Genomic DNA, 24,467 nt, shown 5'->3' with positions numbered 1-24,467 from the left:
CCCCCGTTGGACCCCCGTTGGGTCTCCCCCAGGGTCCCCCGTCCTCACTCCCGCCCTTGCGGGGCGAGAGGAGCGGCAAGAGGCACTCGATCCGTTCCGCCGCCCCGTGTCGGCGGTGCCGTACCCGTGCCCCTCTCCGTGTCCTCCACTCTCCCGTCCGCGCAGGTCGGGCCCCATCCGCGTATCTACTCATCTCCCCGACTAGGTACGGATACTCAGGTGTGCGTGCTCAGGCCCAGGCGATCTCCGTGCCTGCACTCAGCCGCCCGCTGCGCAGGTGTGACCTGGCAGCGGTGTTGTCAGTGGTGGCGGATAAGGTCCCTGGCATGGCACGAATTGCGGTGATCGGCGCGGGGATGGGCGCCATGGCGGCCGCCGCTCGGCTGGCCGTCGCGGGCCACCGACCGGTGGTCTTCGAGCGCGCGTCGACGTACGGCGGGTCGCTGGGCCGCCTCGAGCGCGACGGCTTCGCGTTCGACACGGGCCCGGGGGTGCTCCATCTGCCCGCGGTCCACCGGGACTTGTTCGTCAAGACCGGCAAGGAGCCGCTGGAGGACCTCGTCGGCCTCACCCAGATCGAGCCCGCCGTGCGGCACGTCTTCGCCGACGGCACGACGACGGACCTGCCGAACGCGCGGCGGGCGGGCGTCGCCGAGGCGCTGGACGCGGCGGTCGGTCAGGGCGCGGGCGCGCGCTGGTCGGCGTTCATGAACCGCGCGCGGGAGGCCTGGGACCGCTCGCGGCGCCCGCTGCTCGAAGAGCCGCTGTGGCCGAACTGGCAGGTGCTCGCCGACCGCGAGCCGTACCCCGCCGTCGTGCACAAGCGGGTCCTGCGCAAGGACCGCGCGGCGGCGACGCTCGCCGAGATCGGCACGCTCGAACTGGGCGGGGAGCCGCGCCTGGTGGCGCTCCTTGAGCAGTACGCGCTGGCGTGCGGCCTCGATCCCCGTACGGCCCCCGCGAGCGCGGCCGTGCTGCCCTACATGGAGCAGACGTTCGGGACGTGGGCGGTGACCGGCGGAATGCGGGCCCTCGCGGACGCCGTGCACGCGCGCTGCCTGAAGCGGAAGGTCGAGTTCAGATTCGGCTCGGCCGTCACCCGGATCGTGGAGAAGGACGGGCGCGCGGCGGGTGTGGAGCTGGCCGACGGCACGGTGGAGGACGCCGAGTTCGTGGTGGCCGGCGTCGCTCCGGGCATGCTCGGCGGGCTGCTTCCGGGGCGGCCCGTGCGCGCCGAGGGGCCGGGGCAGCGCGAGTCGGCGTGGCCGAGCCGGCTGACCGTGCACCTCGCGCTGAGCGGGGCCCGGCCGCAGGACACCCCGCACCGCACGGTGGTGCACACGGCGGACCGGGACGCCGAGTTGGCATGGCTCTTCGAAGGCGGCCCTGCGCCTCAGAGACCGACGGTGGCCGTGCTGCGTACCGGTGCCGCGGCGGCGGTGCCGGACGCCGAGCACGAGGCGGTGACTGTCACGGTGACCGTTCCGGCGCACGCGCGCGTGGGCGAGGCCGACGTGGAGCGGGTCCTCGCGGCGGCCGAGCGTGCGGTGCCCGGACTGCGTGAGCGGCTGTTGTGGCACGAGGTGCGCACCCCGCAGGACATCGCCGAGGCCACAGGGGCCGAGGGCGGCGCCGTGCCCGCCCCCGCGCTCGCGGCGGCGCGCGGCGAGCTGCTGCACGCGTCGAACACCACGGCCCTGCCGGGCCTGACGACCGTGGGCGGCTGGTCCCACCCGGGCGGCGGCCTGCCGCACGCGGGCATGTCCGGCGCACTGGTGGCGGGCCTGATCGTGGAGGGGCCTGACTTCCAGGGCTCGCAGTGAGCCCACGCCCACGGGCAACGCGAAGAGCCCCGAGCGTCTCAGCTGCTCGGGGCTCCACGTTCAATACACGGTTCCGTACCTGGTTCAGTACCTGTACTGCTGCTCGTTGTACCCGGTGTCATACCCGTTGTCGTACCCGGCGTTCGGGTCGTGCTGCGGGTACCCCGGGTACTGCTGCTCGGGCGGCAGTTCGCCGCCGTAGTCCTGCTGCCCGTCCGTGGTGCGCTGCTGCGGCACCCAGACGCCGCCGGGGGGCGTCTCCCCGCCGTAGCCCGCGGCCGTCGCGTACGGATCGGCGTAGCCCTGCCCGGTGGCGTACGGGTCGCCGTACTGGGGCTGCGCCGGGTAGGTCTGCGTTCCGATGTACGGGTCCGAGTACGGGGCGGCGTACGGCTGCTGAGCCGGGTCGTAGCCGTAGCTCTGCTGGTCGTAGCCGTAGGACCCGGCGTCGTAGCCGTAACCCTGCATCCCTTGCGCCGCCTGGGCGGTCTGGGCGTACGGGGAGTCCTGGTAGACGCCGTACTGGCTGGTGTCGTCGGGCATCGGCTCGGGGGCGTACACCGCCGTGCTCTCGGCCGCCGACTCCGGGACCGGCGCGTACTCCTGCCGCGCCGGCTCGTACTCCAGGTCCGAGACCTGGAGGGTCGGGTCCTGGTGCAGCTCCTCCTCGGAGCGGCGCTTGCGGTCAGCGCCCGGGAGGCCCGGGAGGCCCGGGACGCCCGGAACCCCTGGCACGCCCTTGAGCGACCAGCCCGCGGCGAACCCGCGGCGGAACGACAGCGTGACGTACGTCTGCCCGATCGCGAACGCGATGGCCCCGGCCCCGATGACGTACACCGAAGGAATCAGGACGCCGATCACGACTGCGAGGAAGCCGCCGAAGGCCAGCAGCCGCCAGCGCAGTCGTGCCTTGTACTGCAGCAGGACCTCACCGAGGAGCCACAGTGCCACCAGTCCAAACGCGACATAGAGGACCGCCCAGCCCATGTACGCCCCTCTCGTACGGCCGTAGCCCTTGTGGGTACGGCGAAATCAGCCCCGCTCGTGGTGCAGGCCCAGGTTCTCGTAGATCTCCAACGTTGCCGTGGAGTTGTTGAGCGTAATGAAGTGCAGACCCGGCACTCCCTCGTCAAGCAGCTTGGCGCAAAACTCCGTAGCGAACTCGATGCCAATGGAGCGTACAGCGGCTGGATCGTCTTTTGCTGTGAGGATTCGCTCTTTCAACTCCGGAGGGAAGTCCGCGTTGCTCAGCTTGGGCAGGCGTTCGAGCATGCGCACGCTCGTCACCGGCATGCATTCCGGGATGATCGGCGTCTCGCAGCCGGCCGCGGCGACCTTGTCACGCAGCCGCAGATACTCCTCCGGGTAGAAGAACATCTGCGTGATCGCGTAATCGGCGCCCGCGCGGCACTTGTCGACGAAGTTCCGCACGTCGGAGTCCCAGTCCGCCGAGCGCGGGTGCATCGCCGGGAATGCGGCGACGCCGACGCAGAAGTCCCCCGACTCCTTGATCAATTCAACGAGTTCGGCCGCGTACGTGAGGCCTTCGGGGTGCGAGATCCACTCGCCCATGGGGTCGCCGGGCGGGTCACCGCGGACCGCGAGCATGTTCCGGATCCCGGCGTCGGCGTACTGACCGATGATGTTGCGCAGCTCGGCGACCGAATGTTCGACGGCGGTGATGTGGGCCACCGGCGTCAGCGTCGTGTCGGCGACGATCTGCTGCGTCTCCTTGACGGTGCCCGCGCGCGTGGAGCCGCCCGCGCCGTACGTCACGGAGACGAAGTCGGGTGAGACCGCCTCGACCCTGCGCAGGGCGTTCCACAGGTTGCGCTCGCCCTTCGGGGTCTTCGGCGCGGAGAACTCGAACGAGAAAGCCGTCTTGCCGGGCGCGAGCATGTCGCGCACGGTGCGGGCACGATCAGTCCTGGTGGAAGCAGTACCTAGGGCCATACGGGCAGGTTACTGACCGATATGCAAAGCCCCTAATCCCCGTCCACCTTACGGACAGGCGGGCGGGACGGCCGTTACTGACGGGTTCGCGCTCCTTCGGGACCGCGCCGGTCACACAGCGCGCAGGCGCTTCGCGAACTCGGCTGCCGCGGCGGCCGGGTCGTCGGCCTCCGTGATGGCCCGGACGACGACGGCTCTGCGGGCGCCGGCCTCCAGCACCTCGTCCAGGTTCGTCAGGTCGATGCCGCCGATCGCGAACCAGGGGCGGTCCGTGTCCAGGCCCGCCGTGTAGCGCACCAGGTCAAGGCCGGGGGCGTACCGCCCGGGCTTGGTCGGGGTCGGCCAGCAGGGGCCGGTGCAGAAGTAGTCCACGCCCTCCTGGACGGCGGCCGCGGCGGCCTCGTCCCGCGCGTGCGTGGAGCGGCCGATGAGCACGTCCTCGCCGAGGACGGCGCGGGCCGCGGGGACCGGCAGGTCGCCCTGGCCAAGGTGCAGTACGTCCGAGCGGATCGCGTGGGCCACGTCCGCGCGGTCGTTGACCGCGAACAGCTTGCCGTGGCGGCGGGCCGCCTCGGCGAACACCTGGAGGTGCTCCAGCTCCTCGCCTGCCTCCATGCCCTTGTCGCGCAGCTGCACGATGTCGACGCCGCCGCCCAGCACGGCGTCGAGGAACTCCGGCAGATCGCCCTGGCGCTTGCGCGCGTCGGTGCACAGGTAGAGCCGCGCGTCGGCGAGCAGTGCGCGCTTGGAGTCCGCCATGAAAGTCCCCCCGTGGGTCGTGCGATGTCGGTGGCGTGCGCACCACGAGGGTCGCGGTGCGCACGCCGGACGGTTGTCGGGTCAGACGGCGAGCGCCTGGGCGCGACGCTTCACCTCCGTGCCACGATTCTCGCTCAAGGCCTGCGCGGGCGTGCCCGGCAGGCTCGGGTCGGGGGTGAAGAGCCACTCCAGCATCTCTTCGTCACTGAAGCCGTCGTCCCTCAGGACCGTCAGGAGGCCGACGAGCCCCTTGACGATCTTGTCGCCGTCGATGAAGGCGGCGGGCACGTGCAGTGCCCTGTTCTCACCGCGGCGCACGGCGATCAGCTGGCCTTCCTTGACCAGCTGCCGCACACGCGTCACCTCGACATCGAGCTGTTCCGCGATGTCGGGGAGGTTGAGCCAGGCAGGGACGAGAGCATCGATCTTTGCGTCAATCTCGGTCACAGGACAAGCCTGCCATCCCGGACTGACACTCGGAAGCCGGGCCGGTGCGGATGGACCACAACTCCTCCCGTTTGCCCCCTTCTGTCACGGCTTGGGCGCCGCCGCGGACTTCAGCGGGCGGGCCGGATCCGCGAGGAGCTCCGGGTCGAGCGCGGTCCCCGCCTGGATGAGCTTGCGCCCCTGGGCCAGGTCACGCGGCTTGCCGACGGCGAGCACCGCCACCAGGGCGCCGCCACGCAGCCAGCACACCGACCAGGCGGCACCGGCGGGGTCGCCGCGCCACACCGTCGCGTCGGCGCCCGCGTGGTGCCCGGCGTACTGCACGAACCGGCCGAACTGCTCGGACCAGAAATAGGGCACCGGGTCGTACACCGCCGGGGTCTCGCCGACGATGTTCGCAGCCACCGTGCGCGGCCCCTGCAGCGCGTTGTCCCAGTGGTGGACCATGAGGCGCTCTCCGTAGCGCCCCGAGGGGAACGAGGAGCAGTCCCCCACCGCGTACACGTCGGGCACCGACGTGCGCAGTCCGTCGTCCGCGAGGACCTCGCGGTGGGCGCCCAGTTCGATGCCGGAGCCGGCCAGCCAGCGGGTGGCGGGGCGGGCGCCGATGCCGACGACGACGGCTCCCGCGGGCAGCCGCGTGCCGTCGTCGAGGACCACGACGCCCGGCTCGACGCGCTCCACGCGCGCGTGGGTGCGCAGCTGGGCTCCGGCGTCGGCGTACCAGGTCGCCATGGGGGCGGCGATCTCGGCGGGCAGCGCCCCGGCCAGCGGCCGCTCGGCGGCCTCCACCACCGTGACCCGGCAGCCGGCCTCACGGGCCGCGGTGGCGAACTCGGCACCGATCCAGCCGGCGCCCACCACCACCACGTCGTGCTGCTCGGCGAGGACGGGCCGCAGCCGCTCGGCGTCGTCGAGCGTGCGCAGCAGGTGCACCCCGGGGGCGGATCGCGCGCCCGGCAGCTGGACGGGTTCGGCGCCGGTCGCCACGACCAGCACGTCGTACGGGACCGGCCCTTCGGCGGTGTCCACCTCATGGTCACCGGGGCGGAGGCCGGTCACCTCGCGGCCCAGCTCCAGGGAGACGCCGAGCGCCTCGAAGTCCACGTCGAAGGCCGAGCCCTCGGCCTTGCCGAGCAGCACCGCCTTGGACAGCGGAGGCCGGTCGTACGGCTGGTGGGGTTCGGCGCCGAGCAGCGTGACCGCGCCGGTGAAGCCCTGTTCGCGCAGCGCGACCGCGGTCTGCACACCGGCCATGCCCGCGCCCACGATGACGACGTTCCGCTGCCCCGAAGGCGCTCCGCTCCCGCTCCGCTGCTCACTCACGGGATCAACCTTATGCACCTGATCTTTCGTCAGTCAGCGATGCGGACCACTCCGGCGCCGTGACGTCCTGCACACCTGTCGGCGGTTTAGATCCTCTGGGGGGCGAGCTCCTCGACCACGCTGGTGCCGCTGCCCTCCTGCGACTCCCACGCCCAGGTCTCGTCGAGGCGCACCCGGCCGTCGGGGAGCTCGGACACGGTCGAGACGCAGTGGCCCGAGGAGGTGGTTCCGTCGGTCTTCAGCTGGACGTAGCGGAAGTCGATCTCGTCCCCGGAGCGGGTGCCCACAAGGTGCCCCTCCACGACATCGCCGCCTACGTAGGCGGCGGAAACGCGGCCGTCCCGCTCCCGGTACGTGAAGCGGGTCCGCGTACCCACCTGCCCCGGGGCCTGGTCGGCGACAGGGGACAGAACAAGACCGTCGAGAGAACGGGCCACGGGCTGAGACTCCCTTACTGGAGGCCAAGGTGAACGGCTAGGGTGGCCAACGTAGAGCACTCGCGGGAGCCCGTACGCAGCGGGCTGAGAGGGAGGCTGGGCGGCCTTCGACCGTACGAACCTGATCCGGGTCATACCGGCGAAGGGAGGGGCTTGACGCCCATGTCGTCCATGCCTTCACCGCACCCCGTCCACCCGCACACCCGCGACGTCCTCGTCGTCGGTGGCGGCATCATCGGTCTGGTCACCGCCTGGCGGGCCGCGCAGCGCGGTCTTTCCGTCGCGGTCGCGGACCCCGAACCGGGCGGCGGGGCCGCTCAGGTGGCGGCCGGAATGCTGGCCGCCGTCACCGAACTCCACCACGGCGAGCAGACGTTGCTCGGCCTGAACCTCGCCTCCGCGCGCCGCTACCCGGACTTCGCGGCGGAGCTGTCCGAGGCCACCGGGCAGGACCTCGGCTACCGCGCGTGCGGCACGCTCGCGGTCGCGCTCGACGCAGACGACCGCGCCCACCTGCGCGAACTGCACGCGCTGCAAACGAAGTCGGGGCTCGAGTCCGAGTGGCTCTCGGGCCGCGACTGCCGCCGCCTCGAACCGATGCTGGCCCCGGGCGTGCGCGGCGGACTGCGCGTCGACGGGGACCACCAGATCGACCCGAGAAGGCTCGCGAGCGCCCTCGTGACGGCCTGCGAGCGCTCCGGCGTGACCTTCCACCGGTCGTGGGCCGAAAGGCTCCGTGTCGTCCGCGACCGGGCGTGCGGCGCGGTCCTCGCCGACGGCACCGAACTCTCCGCAGGACAGGTGGTCCTGGCGGCGGGCAGCCGCGGCGGACAGCTCGCGGGCGTGCCCGACGCGGTGCTGCCGCCGGTGCGCCCCGTCAAGGGCCAGGTGCTGCGCCTGACGGTGCCGAAGCGGTACGCGCCCTTCCTCAGCCGCACGGTCCGGGCGGTCGTCCGCGGCGGCAACCTCTACCTGGTGCCGCGCGTCAACGGCGAGCTCGTGGTCGGCGCGACCAGCGAGGAACTCGGCTGGGACACCACGGTCACCGCGGGAGGCGTCTACGAACTCCTGCGGGACGCCCACGAACTCGTCCCCGGCATCACCGAACTCCCGCTCACCGAGACCCGCGCGGGCCTGCGCCCCGGCTCCCCCGACAACGCCCCGCTCCTGGGGCCGACCGCCCTGCCCGGTCTCCTCCTGGCGACCGGGCACTTCCGCAACGGCGTGCTCCTGACGCCGATCACCGGCGACACCATGGCGCACGTCCTGACCACCGGTGAACTCCCGGAAGAGGCCCGCCCGTTCACCCCGAAACGCTTCGACACCGCCCTCCTGGAGCAGCCCGTATGAACGTCCACGTCAACGGCGAGCCGCGCACGGTGACCGCGGGCACCACGCTCGACCTCCTGGTCACCACGCTCACCACCGCACCCAAGGGCGTCGCCGCCGCCCTCAACGAAACCGTCGTCCCCCGCACCCAATGGCCCGCCACGGCGCTCTCCGAAGGAGACCGCGTCGAGGTCCTCACGGCCGTACAAGGAGGCTGAACCGTCCATGGCCGACGACACTTTCGTCCTCGGGGGCGACCCGTACTCCTCACGTCTGATCATGGGCACGGGCGGGGCGCCCAGCCTCGATGTCCTGGAGCGCTCCCTGGTGGCCTCCGGAACCGAACTCACCACCGTGGCGATGCGCCGCGTGGACGCGAGCGTGCACGGTTCGGTGCTCTCCGTCCTGGAGAAGCTGAACATCCGGGTGCTGCCGAACACGGCCGGCTGCTTCACCGCGGGTGAGGCCGTCCTGACGGCCCGCCTCGCGCGCGAGGCGCTCGGCACGGGCCTGGTGAAGCTGGAGGTCATCGCCGACGAGCGCACCCTGCTGCCCGATCCGATCGAGCTGCTCGACGCAGCGGAGACGCTGGTGGACGACGGCTTCACGGTCCTGCCCTACACGAACGACGACCCGGTCCTGGCCCGCAAACTGGAGGACGTCGGCTGCGCGGCGATCATGCCGCTCGGCTCCCCCATCGGCTCCGGGCTCGGCATCCGCAATCCGCACAACTTCCAGCTGATCACCGAGCACGCGCGCGTGCCGGTGATCCTGGACGCGGGCGCCGGCACTGCCTCCGATGTGACACTCGCCATGGAACTCGGCTGCGCGGGTGTGATGCTCGCCTCCGCGGTGACCCGCGCGCAGGAGCCCGTCCTGATGGCCGAGGGCATGCGGCACGCGGTGGAGGCGGGGCGCTTCGCGTATCGGGCCGGGCGGATTCCGAAGCGGCACTTCGCGGAGGCGTCTTCTCCTGCGGAGGGGCGGGCTTGGCTGGATCCGGAGCGGCCCGCGTTTCAGGCCGGCCGGACGGGGTGACGGTCTCGGGGCTCCGCCCCGGACCCCGCGCCTCACACGCCGGCGGGGCTTGAGAGCGGTCACAGCCTTGCTGCAGTACGGGCCCGGTCCTGCGGCACGGAAGCTGGGTGTCGGTCACTCCTCGTACACTCACCTGCGTGGACACGACCCTTCAGGACCCGTTGCTCGGGCACGTGCTCGACGGCCGCTACCGCGTCGACGCACGCATCGCGGTCGGCGGGATGGCCACGGTCTACCGGGCCGTGGACACCCGCCTCGACCGCGTGCTCGCGCTCAAGGTGATGCACCCCTCGCTGGCCGCCGACGTCTCGTTCGTGGACCGCTTCATCCGCGAGGCCAAGTCGGTGGCCCGCCTCTCGCACCCCAACGTCGTGGGGGTGTACGACCAGGGCACCGACGGCGCGTACGTGTATCTGGCGATGGAGTACGTGGCCGGCTGCACCCTGCGTGACGTGCTGCGCGACCGGGGAGCCCTGCGGCCCCGCGCCGCCCTCGACATCCTGGAGCCGGTCCTCGCCGCCCTGGGAGCGGCCCACCGCGCGGGCTTCGTGCACCGCGACATGAAGCCGGAGAACGTCCTGATAGGGGACGACGGCCGGGTCAAGGTGGCGGACTTCGGCCTGGTCCGCGCGGTGGACACGGTCACGAACACGACGGGGACGGTCCTCGGCACGGTCTCGTACCTGGCGCCCGAGCAGATCGAGAACGGCACGGCGACGCCGAGCGTGGACGTCTACGCGTGCGGTGTCGTGCTCTACGAGATGCTCACCGGAAGCAAGCCGCACGCGGGCGAGTCCCCCGCCCAGATCCTCTACAAGCACCTCCACGAGGACGTGCCCCCGCCCTCGGCCGCGGTCCCCGGCCTCCCCTTCGAGCTGGACGAACTGGTCGCGTCGGCGACCGCGCGCACCCCCGAGGTGCGTCCGCACGACGCCGTGGCGCTCCTCGCGCAGGCCAGGGGCGCCCGGTCGACGCTCACCGACGCCCAGCTGGACGCGGTGCCGCCGCAGGCGCGCGACACGGAGTACGTGGGGGCCGACGACCGTACGAGTGTGATCCCGCGCGCGGTGGGCACGCCCGTACAGCTGCCGCTGCCCACGGACTCCGCCGACCAGGCGCAGCTCAACCGGACGAGCCGCCTGGAGATGCCGCCCCAGCCGCCCGCGGCCCCCGGACCGGCTCGCGGCCGCGGTCGCGGCCCGCAGCGTCGCACGCTCGCGATCCTCGCGGCGGTCCTGCTGGTCCTCGGTGTCGGCACCGGCGTCTGGTACATCAACTCCGGCCAGTTCACGAAGGTCCCGTCCGTCCTCAACCAGACGCAGGCGAAGGCCGAGAAGCGGCTTGCCGACGCGGGCCTGGAGAGGGGCACGGTCGGCCGCGAGTACAGCGACACGTACAAGCGCGGCACCGTCATGGACAGCGACCCGGGCTCCAGCGACCGCATCCGCAGCGGCGGCACGGTGGACCTGACCGTGTCCAGGGGCTCGAAGACCGTGAAGGTCCCCGACCTCAGCGGCACCCCGCTGGACACGGCGAAGAGCGACCTCAAGAGGGGGGACCTCGAACCGGGCATGACCACCAAGGAGTTCAGCGACCAGATCGCCAAGGGCTCGGTGATCAGCACGGATCCCGGCGCGGGCAAGACCCGCAAGGCCGGTTCCGCCGTCGCCCTGGTCGTCTCCAAGGGCTCCCCCGTGGACGTCCCCGACGTCACGGGCGAGTCCGAGCAGGACGCCATCGCCGACCTGGAGGACGCCGGCCTGAAGGTCGAGATCTCCACGAAACGGGTCAACTCCGAAGAAGACAAGGGCAGTGTCGCCCGGCAGTCCCCCGCCGAGGGCAAGCAGCTCGCCGAGGGTGACACGGTGACTCTGACGATCTCCAAGGGCCCCGTCATGGTCGAGGTCCCCGACGTCACGGACCTGAAGGTCGACGAGGCGAAGTCGCGGCTCAGCGCGGCGGGCTTCGAGGTGGAGGAGAACCGCGGCCTGCTCGGCCTGTTCGGCGACACGGTCAAGAGCCAGTCGGTGGAGGGCGGCGACGAGGCCCCGAAGGGCTCCACGGTCACGATCACCATCCGGTAGCGGCAGCCCGGCCCCGGGCATTCGAACACCCGTGACACCCTGGGCCGGGTGAACAGCAGCATCCGCAATCCGATCGGCGGCCATGTCCCCGTGGCCGGCGGCCTCGCGACCGTAGGACTCTCCTACGCCCGTGACCTCCAGGCCGAAACCGTCCAGGTCTTCGTGGCCAACCCCCGCGGCTGGGCCACGCCGCCCGGAAACCCCCGGCAGGACGAGGACTTCCGCGAGCGGTGCGCCGCGGAGAACATCCCGGCGTACGTCCACGCCCCGTACCTGATCAACTTCGGTTCGCACACCGAGGCGACCGTCGACAAGTCCGTGGACTCCCTGCGCCACTCACTGCGCCGGGCCCGCGCGATCGGCGCCCTCGGCGTCGTCGTGCACACCGGCTCCGCGACCGGCGGCCGGGACCGCGAGGTCGCCCTCGCGCAGGTCCGCGAGCGCATGCTGCCGCTGCTCGACGAGCTGACGCACGACGACGACCCGTTCCTGCTCCTGGAGTCGACCGCGGGCCAGGGCTCCTCCCTGTGCTCACGTACCTGGGACTTCGGCCCGTACTTCGACGCCCTCGACCGCCACCCCAAGCTGGGCGTCTGCCTCGACACCTGCCACATCTTCGCGGCGGGCCACGACCTCACGGGCCCGGCCGGCATGAAGCAGACGCTCGACCTCCTCGTGGACACGGTCGGCGAGGGCCGCCTCAAGCTGATCCACGCCAACGACTCCAAGGATGTCGTGGGCGCGCACAAGGACCGGCACGAGAACATCGGCTCCGGTCACATCGGCGAGGACCCGTTCCGCGAGCTGCTCGCCCACCCCGCGACCGAGAACGTTCCCCTGGTCATCGAGACTCCCGGCGGCAAGGAGGGGCACGCGGCGGACGTGGCGCGCCTCAAGGAACTCCGAACCTGAGGAATACCCCTGGGGGGTATATGGTTCCCTTGGTGACAGCATCCGCAGCGACCACTGGGGGAACCATGCAGCACGAGACGCACACCGGGCACGAGCACCACGGCGCACCCGGCACCGGCGGCAAGGTCACCTGGTCCATGGCCGCTCAGGCCACCCTGCACTGCCTCACCGGCTGCGCCATCGGCGAGGTCCTCGGCATGGTGATCGGCACCGCGCTCGGCTGGGGCAACGTACCGACGATGGTCCTGGCGATCGCGCTCGCCTTCTTCTTCGGCTACGCGCTCACGCTGCGCGGCGTCCTGAAGGCAGGCCTCGGCTTCAGGACCGCCTTCCGCGTCGCGCTCGCCGCGGACACCCTGTCCATCGCGGTCATGGAGCTGATCGACAACGGCGTCATCGCGCTCTGGCCGAACGCCATGGACGCCCACCTCTCGGACACCCTGTTCTGGGGCGCGCTCGCCTCGTCGCTGGTGATCGCCTTCGTGGTGACGACCCCGGTCAACCGCTGGATGATCGGCCGCGGCAAGGGCCACGCGGTGGTGCACCAGTACCACTGACCCCAGGGGGTACATCGAAGCCTGGCGAGGACCCGGAAGGGACCTAGAACTCGGGCCCTTCCCCGGGCCCCTCCTGGTACGAGTACCGCTGCTCGCGCCACGGGTCACCCACGTTGTGGTACCCGCGCTCCTCCCAGAATCCGCGCCGGTCCGCCGTCATGTACTCGACGCCGCGGACCCATTTCGGGCCCTTCCAGGCGTACAAGTGGGGCACCACGAGGCGCAGCGGGAAACCGTGCTCCGCGGTGAGTAGTTCGCCGTCCTTGTGCGTGGCGAAAATGGACCGCTCGGAGGCGAAGTCGGACAGTCGCAGGTTGGACGAGAATCCGTACTCGGCCCACACCATCACATGGGTGACATCGGGCCCTGGAGGGGCGAGTTCGAGGATCGTGGAGGCGTGGACGCCGCCCCATTCGGCGGCGAGCATGCTGAACTTCGTGACGCAGTGCAGATCGCCGAGCACGGTCCCGTACGGAAGCGCCGAGAACTCCTCGTGATTCCAGCAGTGCTTGTCACCGTCGGCGGTCGCGCCGAAGACCCTGAACTCCCAGCGCTCGGGCCGGAACTTGGGCACCGGGCCGTAGTGCGTGACGGGCCAGCCGCGCTGCAGACGCTGCCCCGGTGGAAGCTCCGGCTGCACTGCTCCCCCAGACTCGCGACCCACCGGATGACCCATGCCTCCATCCTGACAGACCTGGAGCAGTGGACGTGACCACGCCCACCCCGCCCGGACCTGCGACGAGCGTTGATTCGGGCAACTCCTACTAAGCATGCACTTACTGGACGCACTCCTGTGCCGGTGCAAGGATGCGCGAAACCTGCCCAGTAACCGCTTGGAAGGAGCCTCTGCGATGCAGGGCGACCCCGAGGTCATCGAGTTTCTCAACGAGCAGCTGACGGCCGAGCTGACGGCGATCAACCAGTACTTCCTGCACGCGAAGATGCAGGACAACTTCGGCTGGACGAAGCTCGCGAAGTACACGCGCTCCGAGTCGTTCGACGAGATGAAGCACGCGGAGGTGTTGACCGACCGGATCCTGTTCCTGGACGGCCTGCCGAACTACCAGCGGCTCTTCCATGTCCGGGTCGGCCAGACGGTCACCGAGATGTTCCAGGCGGACCGGCAGATCGAGGTCGAGGCGATCGACCGTCTGAAGCGGGGCATCGAGGTGATGCGCGGCAAGGGCGACATCACGTCTGCGAACATTTTTGAGTCGATCCTCGAGGACGAGGAGCACCACATCGACTACCTGGACACGCAGCTTGAGCTGGTGGACAAACTGGGCGAGGCGCTCTACATCGCGCAGCTCATCGAGCAGCCGGAGAGCTAGCCACTGGAGAGCTAGGCCGCCTTCGGCAGTTCCGTCGGCGGCGCGAGGGCCACGTCCGGCTCGCCCTGCTCGACGAGCTCCCGGCGGGGGCACGCGTCCCGGCCGAGCAGCGCCTGGATGCGGCGGACGCAGGAGCCGCAGTCGGTACCGGCCTTGCAGGCCGACGCTATCTGGCGGGGGGTGCAGGCACCGTCCTCCGCGTGCTTCTTGACCTGCGCCTCGGTGACACCGAAGCAGTTGCAGACGAACACGCGGTTCACCTCCCGGTCGGGCTGTCGTCGGGACTGATAGGTAGTGCCGTCCCGATTAATCGGTGAGGCTAACCTAACCTTACCCGGAGGACCGGAAGCACAAAAGTGCCGTGGGGCGCGGATCCTTGTGATCCGCGCCCCACGGCGTTACTGAAAGCGAACAGGTGTCACTGGTCGCGGTACATCTCCGCCACCAGGAACGCCAGGTCGAGCGACTGGCTGCGGTTCAGGCGCGGGTCGCAGGCCGTCTCGTAGCGCTGGTGCAGATCGTCGACGAAGATCTCGTCGCCGCCGCCCACGCACTCGGTGACGTCGTCACCGGTGAGCTCGACGTGGATGCCGCCCGGGTGCGTGCCGAGCGCCTTGTGGACCTCGAAGAAGCCCTTGACCTCGTCGAGCACGTCGTCGAAGCGCCGGGTCTTGTGACCGGAGGCCGCCTCGTACGTGTTGCCGTGCATCGGGTCGGTGATCCAGGCGACCTGCGCGCCGGACGCGGTGACCTTCTCCACCAGCTCGGGCAGCTTGTCGCGGACCTTGTCGGCGCCCATGCGGACGATGAAGGTCAGCCGGCCGGGCTCGCGGTCGGGGTCGAGGCGCTCGATGTACTGCAGCGCGTCCTCGGCCGTCGTCGTCGGGCCGAGCTTGATCCCGATCGGGTTGCGGATCTTCGAGGCGAACTCGACGTGCGCGTGGTCCAGCTGACGCGTGCGCTCGCCGATCCAGACCATGTGGCCCGAGACGTCGTACAGATTGCCCGTACGCGAGTCCACGCGGGTCAGCGCCGACTCGTAGTCGAGCAACAGCGCCTCGTGGGAGGCGTAGAACTCGACGGCCTTGAACTCGGCCGGGTCGGTACCGCAGGCCTTCATGAAGTTCAGCGCGTTGTCGATCTCGCGGGCGAGCTTCTCGTAGCGCTGCCCGGAGGCGGACGCCTTCACGAAGTCCTGGTTCCAGGCGTGCACCTGGCGCAGGTCCGCGTAGCCACCGGTGGTGAAGGCACGCACCAGGTTGAGCGTGGAGGCGGAGGCGTTGTACATCTGCTTCAGGCGCTCGGGGTCCGGGACGCGCGCGGCCTCGGTGAACTCGAAGCCGTTGACCGAGTCGCCGCGGTAGGTCGGCAGGGTCACGCCGTCGCGGGTCTCGGTGTTCTTGGAGCGCGGCTTGGAGTACTGGCCCGCGATGCGGCCGATCTTCACGACCGGCACGGAGGCCGCGTACGTGAGGACGGCGCTCATCTGGAGCAGCGTCTTCAGCTTCGCGCGGATGTGGTCCGCGGAGACGGCGTCGAAGGCCTCGGCGCAGTCGCCGCCCTGGAGCAGGAACGCCTCTCCCTTGGCGACGGCCGCCAGGCGGTTGCGCAGCTGGTCGCACTCGCCGGCGAAGACGAGCGGCGGATACGACTCGAGGTCCGCGATCACATCGCGCAGAGCCTCGGCATCGGGGTACTCGGGCTGCTGCGCCGCGGGCAGGTCTCGCCAGGTGTTGCCAGCGCTTGCGCTGGTCTTAGCGTTCACGGTCACCTCGTAAACACTACGGGGTCGCGTGGCCCGCCCATTCCCCCGCTCATCTTTTGAGACGGACGCGACACGTCTGAGCCGCACCGCGCGGGCATCGGGTACGGTGACGCCCATGTTCGCGCAACTTCTGCACCGCACCTGGTGGTGGACCGCACATCCGGCGGCCCACTGATTGCGCGTACCTGAAACCGCGAAGGCCGCCCGAGGGGCGGCCTTCTGTGTTTTCGACACCGGCTGTTCCTCCCTGACGAATCCCGAAGTCACCGGAAGGAACCTCCCTGATGCTGGACGCACTGCTCAACGACGACCGCCCCTTCGCCCTCCTGCGCCGCCGCACCCCGGGCCGCGAGCACGACACGGTCGAGCTCCTGATCGGCGGCGTGGCGGACTACGAACAGCTCGCCGACATCCCCGCCGAAGGGCTCGCCCTCGTCCCCTTCCGACAGATCAGGGAACGCGGCTTCGACGTCCGCGACGACGGCACCCCGCTCACGGTCCTCACCCCCGAGGAGTCGTACGAGATCCCGCTCGCCGAGGCCCTGGAACAGCTCCCGCGGCACGACGTGGACGTCCGTGACGGCGGCTTCGACGTCGACGACGACGCGTACGCGGGCATCGTCGGCCGGGTGCTGCGCGAGGAGATCGGGCAGGGCGAGGGCGCGAACTTCGTGATCCGCAGGACGTACGAGGGTGAGATCGCGGGATTCTCGCGGGCCGACGCCCTCGCGCTGTTCCGGCGGCTGCTCGACGGGGAGCGGGGCGCGTACTGGACGTTCGTCGTGCACACCGGGGACCGGACGCTGGTGGGCGCCAGCCCCGAGGTGCATGTGCGGATGTCCGGCGGCACCGTCGTCATGAACCCGATCAGCGGCACGTACCGCTACCCGGCCGAGGGCCCGACGCCCGAGCACCTGCTGGGCTTCCTCGCCGACGGCAAGGAGATCGAGGAGCTGTCGATGGTCGTCGACGAGGAGCTCAAGATGATGTGCACCGTCGGCGACATGGGCGGTGTCGTGGTCGGTCCGCGGCTCAAGGAGATGGCGCACCTCGCACACACCGAGTACGAGCTGCGCGGCAAGTCGACCCTCGACGTGCGGGACGTCCTCAAGGAGACGATGTTCGCGGCGACCGTCACCGGCTCGCCCGTGCAGAACGCCTGCCGGGTCATCGAGCGGCACGAGGTCGGCGGCCGCGGCTACTACGCGGGCGCGCTCGCGCTCGTCGGCCGCGACGCGGGCGGAGCGCAGACGCTCGACTCCCCCATTCTGATCCGCACCGCCGACATCGACGCCTCCGGGCACCTCCGGGTCCCGGTCGGCGCGACGCTCGTGCGCGGCTCCGACCCGGCGAGCGAGGTCGCGGAGACGCACGCCAAGGCCGCCGGTGTGCTCGCCGCGCTCGGCGTACGTCCGGCGCGCCCGCGCGGGGAGGGCGCGCGGGCGCCGCTCGCCGACGACCCGCGGGTGCGGGCCGCGCTCGACGGGCGGCGGGCGGCCCTGGCGCCGTTCTGGCTGCGGATGCAGAAGCGCGAGGCCGACCTCAGTGGGCACGCGCTCGTCGTCGACGGCGAGGACACGTTCACCGCGATGCTCGCGCACGTGCTGCGCTCGACGGGGCTCGACGTGACGGTGCGGCGCTACGACGAGGAGGGGCTGCGGGAGGCGGTGCTCGCGCACGAGGGCCCGGTCGTCCTCGGCCCCGGCCCCGGCGACCCTTCCGACCTCACCGACCCGAAGATGCGCTTCCTGCGTTCCCTGACCGCCGACGTGATCCGCGGCCACGAACACGGGGTGCTCGGCGTCTGTCTGGGCCACGAGCTGATCGCGGCGGAGCTGGGCCTGGAGATCGTCCGCAAGGAGGTGCCGTACCAGGGCGCGCAGACCGACGTCGAGGTGTTCGGGCGGACCGAGAAGGTCGGGTTCTACAACAGTTTCGTGGCGTCCTGCGACGAAGGGGCGGCGGCCGAGCTGGCGGCGCACGGCGTGGAGGTCAGCCGGGACCGGGCGACGGGCGAGGTGCACGCGCTGCGCGGGGCCACGTTCGCGGGCGTCCAGTTCCACCCGGAGTCGGTGCTGTCGCTGCGCGGTGCCGGGATCGTACGGGAGCTGCTGGCTCAGCTGCTGGATTCCGCGGGGACCAGCACGTTCTCGGAGCGGCGGCCCGCCTGATAGTCGAGGACGTTCTGCACCGTGGTCTCGATGATCTGCCCGACCGCGTCCACGGTGTAGTACGCCTGGTGGGACGTGACCAGGACGTTCGGGAACGTGACGAGGCGGGCCAGGGTGTCGTCCTCGACGACGTCGAGTGACTTGTCGAGGAAGAACAGGCCCGCCTCGGCCTCGTACACATCGAGGCCGACGCCCGCGAAGCGGCCCGCGCGGAGCTCGGTGACGAGGGCCTTCGTGTCGATGAGGCCGCCGCGGCTGGAGTTGACCAGGATCGCGTCGTCCTTCATGGCGCGCAGTGCGGCGGCGTCGACGAGGTGTTCGGTGGTGGGCAGCAGCGGCACGTGCAGGCTGATGACGTCGGCCTCGGCGAACAGCTGCTCCTTGTCGACGTACTTCATGCCGAGGGCGACGCAGTTCGGGTTCTCGGCGACGTCCCAGCCGAGCAGGTTCATGCCGAAGCCGTGCGCGATCCGGGTGAAGGCCTCGCCGATCTTGCCGGTGCCGAGCACGCCGACGGTGCGGCCCCGCAGATCGCGGCCCAGCAGCCCGTCGAGGCGGAAGTCGAAGTCGCGGGTGCGGGTGCTGGCGCGGACGATGCGGCGGTTGACGGCCATCGCGAGGGTCCAGGCGAACTCGGCGACCGAGTACGGCGAGTAGTACGAGACGCGGGCCACGGTCAGGCCGAGCCGCTCGGCGACCCGGAGGTCGATGTTGTTGAAGCCCGTGGAGCGCTGCGCGATCAGCTGTGTGCCGCCCGCCGCGAGGGTCTGGAGCACGCGGTGGTTGAGGGTGGCGTTGACGCTGGTGGAGATGATCTCGTAGCCGGCCGCGATCGGCGCGGTGTCCTCGTTGAGGAACACGTCCAGGCAGCGGACGTCGTGGTGCCCCTCGAAGGCCTTCTCGATGAGCGGCTTTTCGTCGGATTGCACACCAAAAGCGAGAATCTCCATGGGCGCGAGCCTAGGCCAATCAAGCCCCTCCGGCGATTGAGCAGCGGGGTCCGGGGCGGAGCCCCGGGACGTCAGCCGAAGAAGACCCCCACCTCTTCGTACAGAGCGGGATCGACCGTCTTCAGCCGAGACGTGGCGTCAGCGATCGGCACCCGCACGATGTCCGTGCCGCGCAGCGCCACCATCTTCCCGAAGTCCCCGTCCCGCACCGCCTCGATGGCGTGCAGCCCGAACCGAGTGGCCAGCCACCGGTCGAAGGCGGACGGCGTACCGCCCCGCTGCACGTGCCCGAGGACCGTGGTCCGCGCCTCCTTGCCCGTGCGCTTCTCGATCTGTTTCGCGAGCCATTCGCCGACGCCGGAGAGGCGTACGTGCCCGAAGGAGTCCAGGGACTCGTCCTTCAGCACCACGTCGCCGTCGCGCGGCATCGCCCCCTCGGCGACGACCACGATCGGGGCGTACGAGGAGCGGAAGCGGGAGGTGACCCAGGCGCAGACCTGCTCGACGTCGAAGCGCTGCTCGGGGATGAGGATGACGTTCGCCCCGCCGGCCAGGCCAGAGTGCAGGGCGATCCAGCCCGCGTGCCGGCCCATGACCTCGACGACGAGGACCCGCATATGGGACTCGGCGGTGGTGTGCAGCCGGTCGATGGCCTCGGTGGCGATGCCGACGGCCGTGTTGAAACCGAAGGTGTAGTCCGTGCCGGAGAGATCGTTGTCGATGGTCTTCGGTACGCCGACGACCTTGATGCCGTAGTCGTCCGCGAGCCGGGCGGCGACCCCGAGGGTGTCCTCGCCGCCGATCACGATGAGGGCCTCGACCTCCTGCTTGGCGAGGTTCTCCTTGACGCGACGGATCCCGCTCGAAGCCTGGAGGGGGTTGGTGCGCGAGGAGCCGAGCACGGTGCCGCCGCGGGGCAGGATGCCGCGCACCGCGGGGATGTCGAGAGGGACGGCGTCGTTCTCCAGGGGGCCGCGCCAGCCGTCCCGGAACCCGACGAATTCGTAGTCGTACTCCTGCACGCCCTTGCGCACGATGCCCCGGATGACAGCGTTCAGTCCGGGGCAGTCACCGCCTCCGGTCAAAACTCCGACCCTCATGGCGTAACTCCCTTGTCACGGCGAGTGGTTGGGGGCCACTCTCCCGCGCGGGGTCAGTCGTCGTCCAGACCTCGCTCGATCGCGTACCGGACGAGCTCCACGCGGTTGTGCAGCTGGAGTTTGCCGAGGGTGTTCTGCACGTGGTTCTGGACCGTGCGGTGCGAGATGACCAGGCGCTCGGCGATCTGCTTGTAGCTCAGACCCTTCGCGACGAGCCGCAGCACCTCGGTCTCGCGGTCCGTGAGCTGCGGGGCGGCGCCCGGCTCGTCGGCGCCACCGGCCGGGGACGGGTCGGAGGCCAGCCGCCGGTACTCGCCGAGGACGAGGCCCGCGAGACCCGGCGTGAACACGGGGTCGCCGACGGCGGTGCGCCCCACCGCGTCGATCAGCTCGTCCGTGGAGGAGGACTTGAGCAGATAGCCGGTGGCGCCGGACTTCACCGCTTCCAGTACGTCGGCGTGCTCCCCGCTCGCGGACAGCACGAGGACGCGCAGGCGGGGGTCGGCGCCGACGAGTTCCTTGCAGACCTGGACGCCGGGCTTGGCCGGCAGATTCAGGTCGAGGACGAGGACGTCGGGGCCCACGGCCTGCGCGCGGCGCACCGCCTGCTCGCCGTCGCCTGCCGTGGCGACGACCTCGAAGCCGGCCGCGCCCAGGTCGCGGGCGACCGCGTCGCGCCACATCGGGTGGTCGTCGACCACCATGACCTTGATGGATCCGTTCGGTGCGCTCATCGCTCCTGTCCTGCCTTCCCCCGTGGCCCGTGCGGGCACTTCCTCAACTACTTCTTCGGTACGCGCAGTTCGACCTCGGTGCCCTGTCCTGGGACCGAGATCAGCTCGGCGGTGCCGCCGATGTCGCGCAGCCGGCCCCTGATCGACAGGGCGACGCCGAGCCGGCCCTCGCCCTCGGCCTGCGCGAGACGGCCCTCCGGGATGCCGGGGCCGTCGTCCCGCACCGTCACGATCACCGCGTCCGGCTCGTCCTCGACGAGGATCCACGCGTACGCGTCCGCGCCCGCGTGCCGACGCACATTGTCCAGGGCGGCACTGACAGCCGCGGCCAGTTCGCGGGCCGCGGCGGGCTCCATCGGCACCGGGGCGCCCGGTTCCGAGAAAGTGACGCGTCCACCGGCGTGCCCGGCGAGGAGGGGGCGCAGATCGCGGGGGCCCGCGCCGTCACCCTCCTCCGGTCCGTCCGGTTCCACCACGCTGCGGACGACCGCGTCGCCCTCCGTGCCCTCGGACGCGCGCGAGGCGGGCACAAGGCCCCCGGCGACCAGCGTGCGCAGCGCGACCTCCTGCTCGCCCGCCATCCGGCCGAGCTCCGCCGCCTCGCCGCCCAGGGCGGTGCCGCGGCGCTGCACCATCGCGAGGACCTGCAGCACGCTGTCGTGGATGTCGCGGGCGAGGCGCTCCCGCTCGCGCGTCGCCGCCTCGATCTCCAGGGCGCGGGCGAGGGTGCGCTCGGAGGCGCGGGCCACCTCCACGACGTAGCCGATCGCGATGGAGGCGATGCAGACCAGAAGGACGCTGTGGACCAGGCCCCGGGTGATGTCGCCGCGCTGCACCACGTTGGCGACGCCGACGAGCAGGGACGCGCCGGCCGCCCACCGCCAGCCGCCCTTGAGCGCCCAGGCGAGGACCGCGCCCGCCGTCCAGATCGACGGCAGCGTGGCACCTCCGGTGGCGGCCCGCTCGTGCCCGGCGACCGGCGAGAGCAGGATGCCCGCGACGGCGATCGTCAGGTCGGCGGTGAGGAACCGCTTGGTGCAGCGCCGGGCGCCCGACACCTGCGGCAGCGTCGCCAGCGTCCACCCCGCGAGGACCACGAAGTACCCGATGCCGACCCACGGGCGCTCGTACACCTCGTACGAGGAGGCGAAAAGACCGATCGCGTAGACGAGGGTCAGCAGGCGGTATCCGGTGAGGGCGCGCCACAGCGGCTGCTCGACCGACATCCGCACGACCCGCTCGCGCCCGACCGTGTTCCCCATGTCCCCTGTCCCTGCCCTTGGCACCGCTGGGTACTTCTTTGGGAACGACGCGGCTAGACGCCGCCCCGTTCCTTCTCCAACGCCTTCTTCGCCGCTTCCCTCTCGGCCTTGGCCGCCTTCTCCGCGTCCGCGATCTGCCGCTTGGCGGCTGTCGCGTACACGTCGACGTACTCCTGGCCGGAAAGCTTCATGATCTCGTACATGACCTCGTCGGTGACAGCCCTCAGTACGAAGCGGTCGCCCTCCATGCCGTGATAGCGGCTGAAGTCGAGCGGCTTGCCGATGCGGATGCCGGGCCGCATCAGCTTCGGCATCACCTTGCCCGGGGGCTGGATCTTCTCCGTGTCGATCATGGCGACGGGGATGACGGGTGCGCCGGTGGACAGCGCCACGCGCGCGAGGCCGCCCGGCTTGCCGCGGTAGAGGCGGCCGTCGGGGGAACGCGTCCCCTCCGGGTAGATGCCGAACAGCTCGCCGCGCTCCAGGACCTCGATGCCGCTCTTGATGGCGGCCTCGCCCGCGCCCCGCGAACCGGAGCGGTCCACGGGCAGCTGGCCGACGCCCTTGAAGAAGGCGGCCGTCATCTTGCCCTTGACCCCGGGGGTGGTGAAGTACTCGGCCTTCGCGATGAAGGTGACCTTGCGGTCGAGGACGGCGGGGAGGAAGAACGAGTCGGAGAACGAGAGGTGATTGCTGGCGAGAATCGCGGGGCCCTCGGCGGGAATGTTCTCGAGTCCCTCCACCCACGGCCGGAAACCGAGCTTCAGCGGCCCCCCGATGGCCACCTTCATTGCGCCGTAGATCAACCCACTGCCTTCCCTCGTGCCCGGACCTCGTACCGGGACCAGTCCGAGGCTCCGACCTTAACCCGCGGGGCGGCCCCGGAGCCCGACGACCCTGGTCGGTGTCAGTCCGGTCGCGTACCGTGAGGTGCACGTCGCTGTTGCTCGTCAGCTCGTTCCCACCGCACGTCCGTCCACCGTTTCTCTGCCATGAACAGGAGACCGAAGGTGCCGGTCCTTCCTGGAGCCGAGCCGTACCGCCATGACGGCGGCGAGGTCGGAGTCCTCCTCTGTCACGGGTTCACCGGATCGCCCCAGTCGCTGCGGCCCTGGGCCGAGTACCTCGCCGAGCGCGGCCTGACCGTCTCGCTCCCGCTCCTTCCGGGCCACGGCACGCGCTGGGAGGACCTGTCCGTCACCGCCTGGCAGGACTGGTACGCGGAGGTGGACCGCGCCTTGCGCGAGCTCACCGAGCGCTGCTCCAAGGTCTTCGTGTGCGGCCTGTCGATGGGCGGCGCGCTCGCCCTGCGCCTCGCGGCCAGGCACGGGGACGAGATCGCGGGCCTCGTCCTGGTGAACCCGGGGAACAAGGTGCACGGCCTGTCCGCGTACGCGCTCCCGGTCGCCCGGCACCTCGTGCGCACGGTCAAGGGCATCACCAGTGACATCGCCAAGGAGGGCGTGGAGGAGGTCGGCTACCCCCGGGTTCCGCTGCACGCGGCGCACCAGCTGCGCATCTTCTTCCGGATCGTGGACCGTGAACTGCCGCAGGTGACGCAGCCGTTGGTGGTGCTGCACAGCGTGCACGACCATGTGGTGCCGCCCGCCGACTCGGCCCGTGTGCTCGGCCGCGTCTCGTCCACGGACGTCACGGAGATCCTGCTGGAACAGAGCTACCACGTGGCGACGTTGGACCATGACGCGGACCGGATCTTCGAGGAGAGCTACGCGTTCTTCGACCGGCTCGCTCCCGAAGTCGGCAAGATCCCCAGCGAGGGCGTGGAAGGGACGAGCACCGGTGACTGAGCAGGAGCGGGGCGGGTCCGAGCGGCCGGACGGCTCGGAGCCGCACGGCCAGGAGGAGACCGGCGGGCAGCCGCGCGATCCTCTCCTTCCGGGCGACGAGGACGCGGCGTGGGCGGCGATCGTCGCCGGTTACGGGGAGGAGCCGCCGGACCCGCCGGGCGCCAAGCCGTTCAAGTCGGTGGAGGACCTGGCGCTGCTCGAACCGGAGACGAACGAGTCACCGGAGCGGCCGTCGGACGCGCAGCGGAGCACCCTGAAGAAGGATGCCCCGGACCAGAACCAGGACCCGAACCCGGACCCGGGTCAGGAGCAGAGCCAGGACCAGGACCCGGGCAAGCAGAGCCCCCTCGGTTCCTCGGTCTCCTTCGCCCCGGGCATCGCCTCCACGCCCGGTCCGCGCGATCACACGCCGCCCGAGCCCGACGACGAGGGCCACTTCGTCCCGCCCGAGCCGCCCCCGCTGCCGGAAGGGGACGTCACGGCCAGGTTCGCCTGGCTCGCGGTGATCGGCGGCCCGATCCTGCTGCTCCTCGCGGTACTGCTGGGCTGGGACATGACGTGGTGGCTGTCGACGCTGTGCATCGGCGGCTTCCTCGGCGGCTTCGGCACGCTCGTCGCCCGGATGTCACCGGGCGACGACGAGGACGGCGACGACCCGGGCCGCGGCGCCGTGGTCTGAGG

General features: G+C 71.0%; 25 protein-coding genes and 1 riboswitch. Of the genes, 11 read left to right on the top strand and 14 right to left on the bottom strand.

Annotated features, from left to right (window positions below):
• The first annotated feature begins 326 nt into the window (after window positions 1–326).
• Window positions 327–1,823 carry a phytoene desaturase family protein gene (locus tag ACFYWS_RS27190; protein ID WP_389280740.1) on the top strand — a complete coding sequence of 499 codons (1,497 nt, stop codon included), beginning with the start codon at window positions 327–329 and terminating at the stop codon, window positions 1,821–1,823.
• Between the two features lie 84 nt (window positions 1,824–1,907).
• Here ACFYWS_RS27190 and ACFYWS_RS27185 read toward each other — a convergent pair whose 3' ends face one another.
• The 6 genes from ACFYWS_RS27185 to ACFYWS_RS27160 all read right to left on the bottom strand — a co-directional run bounded on the left by ACFYWS_RS27185 (window position 1,908) and on the right by ACFYWS_RS27160 (window position 6,745).
• On the bottom strand, window positions 1,908–2,810 hold the full coding sequence (locus tag ACFYWS_RS27185) for a hypothetical protein (protein WP_389280739.1): 903 nt from the start codon (window positions 2,808–2,810) through the stop codon (window positions 1,908–1,910).
• A 45-nt stretch (window positions 2,811–2,855) separates the two neighbouring features.
• Window positions 2,856–3,776 (bottom strand): methylenetetrahydrofolate reductase [NAD(P)H], encoded by a 921-nt coding sequence (metF, locus tag ACFYWS_RS27180; protein ID WP_389280738.1) that lies wholly within the window; start codon window positions 3,774–3,776, stop codon window positions 2,856–2,858.
• Window positions 3,777–3,887: 111 nt separating this feature from the next.
• On the bottom strand, window positions 3,888–4,535 hold the full coding sequence (thiE, locus tag ACFYWS_RS27175; RefSeq protein WP_389280737.1) for a thiamine phosphate synthase: 648 nt from the start codon (window positions 4,533–4,535) through the stop codon (window positions 3,888–3,890).
• An 81-nt stretch (window positions 4,536–4,616) separates the two neighbouring features.
• Window positions 4,617–4,982, bottom strand: coding sequence for an Rv2175c family DNA-binding protein (locus tag ACFYWS_RS27170; RefSeq protein WP_389280736.1), 366 nt, complete (start codon window positions 4,980–4,982; stop codon window positions 4,617–4,619).
• Between the two features lie 84 nt (window positions 4,983–5,066).
• Window positions 5,067–6,308 carry an NAD(P)/FAD-dependent oxidoreductase gene (locus ACFYWS_RS27165; protein WP_389280735.1) on the bottom strand — a complete coding sequence of 414 codons (1,242 nt, stop codon included), beginning with the start codon at window positions 6,306–6,308 and terminating at the stop codon, window positions 5,067–5,069.
• A gap of 86 nt (window positions 6,309–6,394) precedes the next feature.
• On the bottom strand, window positions 6,395–6,745 hold the full coding sequence (locus ACFYWS_RS27160; RefSeq protein WP_389280734.1) for a hypothetical protein: 351 nt from the start codon (window positions 6,743–6,745) through the stop codon (window positions 6,395–6,397).
• A gap of 52 nt (window positions 6,746–6,797) precedes the next feature.
• Window positions 6,798–6,910: riboswitch (TPP riboswitch) on the top strand.
• A gap of 6 nt (window positions 6,911–6,916) precedes the next feature.
• On the opposite strand from ACFYWS_RS27160, the gene thiO reads away from it, so the two are divergent.
• The 6 genes from thiO to ACFYWS_RS27130 all read left to right on the top strand — a co-directional run bounded on the left by thiO (window position 6,917) and on the right by ACFYWS_RS27130 (window position 12,665).
• Window positions 6,917–8,095, top strand: coding sequence for a glycine oxidase ThiO (gene thiO, locus ACFYWS_RS27155; protein ID WP_389280733.1), 1,179 nt, complete (start codon window positions 6,917–6,919; stop codon window positions 8,093–8,095).
• The gene (gene thiS, locus ACFYWS_RS27150) at window positions 8,092–8,292 is read left to right on the top strand and encodes a sulfur carrier protein ThiS (protein WP_389280732.1); all 201 of its coding nucleotides are present in this window, start codon (window positions 8,092–8,094) and stop codon (window positions 8,290–8,292) included. The genes thiO and thiS overlap by 4 nt, the downstream gene beginning before the upstream one ends.
• 7 nt (window positions 8,293–8,299) lie before the next feature.
• Window positions 8,300–9,112 carry a thiazole synthase gene (locus ACFYWS_RS27145; RefSeq protein WP_389280731.1) on the top strand — a complete coding sequence of 271 codons (813 nt, stop codon included), beginning with the start codon at window positions 8,300–8,302 and terminating at the stop codon, window positions 9,110–9,112.
• Between the two features lie 137 nt (window positions 9,113–9,249).
• Window positions 9,250–11,196 (top strand): Stk1 family PASTA domain-containing Ser/Thr kinase, encoded by a 1,947-nt coding sequence (gene pknB, locus ACFYWS_RS27140; protein ID WP_389280730.1) that lies wholly within the window; start codon window positions 9,250–9,252, stop codon window positions 11,194–11,196.
• A 48-nt stretch (window positions 11,197–11,244) separates the two neighbouring features.
• Window positions 11,245–12,108, top strand: a complete 864-nt coding sequence (locus ACFYWS_RS27135; protein ID WP_389280729.1) for a deoxyribonuclease IV — start codon at window positions 11,245–11,247, stop codon at window positions 12,106–12,108.
• A gap of 65 nt (window positions 12,109–12,173) precedes the next feature.
• A complete protein-coding gene (locus ACFYWS_RS27130) occupies window positions 12,174–12,665 on the top strand; it encodes a DUF4396 domain-containing protein (RefSeq protein WP_389281054.1) in 492 nt (163 codons plus the stop codon).
• 43 nt (window positions 12,666–12,708) lie between these two features.
• Here the strand turns inward: ACFYWS_RS27130 and ACFYWS_RS27125 are convergent, their stop codons facing one another.
• Entirely contained in the window at window positions 12,709–13,341 is a 633-nt protein-coding gene (locus ACFYWS_RS27125) for a sulfite oxidase-like oxidoreductase (protein WP_389280728.1), read from the bottom strand.
• Window positions 13,342–13,516: 175 nt separating this feature from the next.
• On the opposite strand from ACFYWS_RS27125, the gene bfr reads away from it, so the two are divergent.
• Window positions 13,517–13,996 carry a bacterioferritin gene (bfr, locus tag ACFYWS_RS27120; protein ID WP_389280727.1) on the top strand — a complete coding sequence of 160 codons (480 nt, stop codon included), beginning with the start codon at window positions 13,517–13,519 and terminating at the stop codon, window positions 13,994–13,996.
• A gap of 11 nt (window positions 13,997–14,007) precedes the next feature.
• On the opposite strand, the gene ACFYWS_RS27115 is transcribed toward bfr, so the two are convergent.
• Both ACFYWS_RS27115 and ACFYWS_RS27110 read right to left on the bottom strand, forming a co-directional pair.
• Entirely contained in the window at window positions 14,008–14,256 is a 249-nt protein-coding gene (locus tag ACFYWS_RS27115; RefSeq protein WP_389280726.1) for a bacterioferritin-associated ferredoxin, read from the bottom strand.
• Between the two features lie 158 nt (window positions 14,257–14,414).
• On the bottom strand, window positions 14,415–15,767 hold the full coding sequence (locus ACFYWS_RS27110) for a class II 3-deoxy-7-phosphoheptulonate synthase (protein ID WP_326019301.1): 1,353 nt from the start codon (window positions 15,765–15,767) through the stop codon (window positions 14,415–14,417).
• 278 nt (window positions 15,768–16,045) lie between these two features.
• Here ACFYWS_RS27110 and ACFYWS_RS27105 point away from each other — a divergent pair, with 278 nt between their 5' ends.
• Entirely contained in the window at window positions 16,046–17,932 is a 1,887-nt protein-coding gene (locus tag ACFYWS_RS27105) for an anthranilate synthase family protein (protein WP_389280725.1), read from the top strand.
• On the opposite strand, the gene ACFYWS_RS27100 is transcribed toward ACFYWS_RS27105, so the two are convergent.
• From ACFYWS_RS27100 to ACFYWS_RS27080, 5 genes are all read right to left on the bottom strand, one after another.
• Window positions 17,878–18,882, bottom strand: coding sequence for a 2-hydroxyacid dehydrogenase (locus ACFYWS_RS27100; protein WP_389280724.1), 1,005 nt, complete (start codon window positions 18,880–18,882; stop codon window positions 17,878–17,880). The genes ACFYWS_RS27105 and ACFYWS_RS27100 overlap by 55 nt on opposite strands.
• 71 nt (window positions 18,883–18,953) lie before the next feature.
• Window positions 18,954–19,982 carry a 6-phosphofructokinase gene (locus ACFYWS_RS27095; protein WP_389280723.1) on the bottom strand — a complete coding sequence of 343 codons (1,029 nt, stop codon included), beginning with the start codon at window positions 19,980–19,982 and terminating at the stop codon, window positions 18,954–18,956.
• Window positions 19,983–20,035: 53 nt separating this feature from the next.
• Window positions 20,036–20,716, bottom strand: a complete 681-nt coding sequence (locus ACFYWS_RS27090) for a response regulator (RefSeq protein WP_389280722.1) — start codon at window positions 20,714–20,716, stop codon at window positions 20,036–20,038.
• A gap of 47 nt (window positions 20,717–20,763) precedes the next feature.
• Window positions 20,764–21,978 (bottom strand): MacS family sensor histidine kinase, encoded by a 1,215-nt coding sequence (macS, locus tag ACFYWS_RS27085; protein ID WP_389280721.1) that lies wholly within the window; start codon window positions 21,976–21,978, stop codon window positions 20,764–20,766.
• A 53-nt stretch (window positions 21,979–22,031) separates the two neighbouring features.
• Entirely contained in the window at window positions 22,032–22,784 is a 753-nt protein-coding gene (locus ACFYWS_RS27080; RefSeq protein ID WP_389280720.1) for a lysophospholipid acyltransferase family protein, read from the bottom strand.
• A 204-nt stretch (window positions 22,785–22,988) separates the two neighbouring features.
• Between ACFYWS_RS27080 and ACFYWS_RS27075 the strand changes: the two genes are divergently transcribed.
• Window positions 22,989–23,786, top strand: a complete 798-nt coding sequence (locus ACFYWS_RS27075; protein WP_389281053.1) for an alpha/beta hydrolase — start codon at window positions 22,989–22,991, stop codon at window positions 23,784–23,786.
• On the top strand, window positions 23,779–24,465 hold the full coding sequence (locus ACFYWS_RS27070) for a hypothetical protein (RefSeq protein ID WP_389280719.1): 687 nt from the start codon (window positions 23,779–23,781) through the stop codon (window positions 24,463–24,465). The genes ACFYWS_RS27075 and ACFYWS_RS27070 overlap by 8 nt, the downstream gene beginning before the upstream one ends.
• Window positions 24,466–24,467: the final 2 nt, after the last annotated feature.

Origin of the sequence: Streptomyces sp. NPDC002795, from assembly GCF_042888725.1 — a bacterium.
Lineage (GTDB): Bacteria > Actinomycetota > Actinomycetes > Streptomycetales > Streptomycetaceae > Streptomyces.
This window is presented reverse-complemented; position numbering and strand designations above follow the sequence as displayed.

Excerpts from the sequence above, each read along its gene's own strand:
- ACFYWS_RS27190 (WP_389280740.1), top strand. The coding sequence starts at position 327 with ATGGCACGAATTGCGGTGATCGGCGCGGGGATGGGCGCCATGGCGGCC.
- ACFYWS_RS27185 (WP_389280739.1), bottom strand. The coding sequence starts at position 2,810 with ATGGGCTGGGCGGTCCTCTATGTCGCGTTTGGACTGGTGGCACTGTGG.
- metF (WP_389280738.1), bottom strand. The coding sequence starts at position 3,776 with ATGGCCCTAGGTACTGCTTCCACCAGGACTGATCGTGCCCGCACCGTG.
- thiE (WP_389280737.1), bottom strand. The coding sequence starts at position 4,535 with ATGGCGGACTCCAAGCGCGCACTGCTCGCCGACGCGCGGCTCTACCTG.
- thiO (WP_389280733.1), top strand. The coding sequence starts at position 6,917 with ATGCCTTCACCGCACCCCGTCCACCCGCACACCCGCGACGTCCTCGTC.
- thiS (WP_389280732.1), top strand. The coding sequence starts at position 8,092 with ATGAACGTCCACGTCAACGGCGAGCCGCGCACGGTGACCGCGGGCACC.
- ACFYWS_RS27145 (WP_389280731.1), top strand. The coding sequence starts at position 8,300 with ATGGCCGACGACACTTTCGTCCTCGGGGGCGACCCGTACTCCTCACGT.
- ACFYWS_RS27130 (WP_389281054.1), top strand. The coding sequence starts at position 12,174 with ATGCAGCACGAGACGCACACCGGGCACGAGCACCACGGCGCACCCGGC.
- ACFYWS_RS27125 (WP_389280728.1), bottom strand. The coding sequence starts at position 13,341 with ATGGGTCATCCGGTGGGTCGCGAGTCTGGGGGAGCAGTGCAGCCGGAG.
- bfr (WP_389280727.1), top strand. The coding sequence starts at position 13,517 with ATGCAGGGCGACCCCGAGGTCATCGAGTTTCTCAACGAGCAGCTGACG.
- ACFYWS_RS27105 (WP_389280725.1), top strand. The coding sequence starts at position 16,046 with ATGCTGGACGCACTGCTCAACGACGACCGCCCCTTCGCCCTCCTGCGC.
- ACFYWS_RS27100 (WP_389280724.1), bottom strand. The coding sequence starts at position 18,882 with ATGGAGATTCTCGCTTTTGGTGTGCAATCCGACGAAAAGCCGCTCATC.
- ACFYWS_RS27095 (WP_389280723.1), bottom strand. The coding sequence starts at position 19,982 with ATGAGGGTCGGAGTTTTGACCGGAGGCGGTGACTGCCCCGGACTGAAC.
- ACFYWS_RS27090 (WP_389280722.1), bottom strand. The coding sequence starts at position 20,716 with ATGAGCGCACCGAACGGATCCATCAAGGTCATGGTGGTCGACGACCAC.
- macS (WP_389280721.1), bottom strand. The coding sequence starts at position 21,978 with ATGGGGAACACGGTCGGGCGCGAGCGGGTCGTGCGGATGTCGGTCGAG.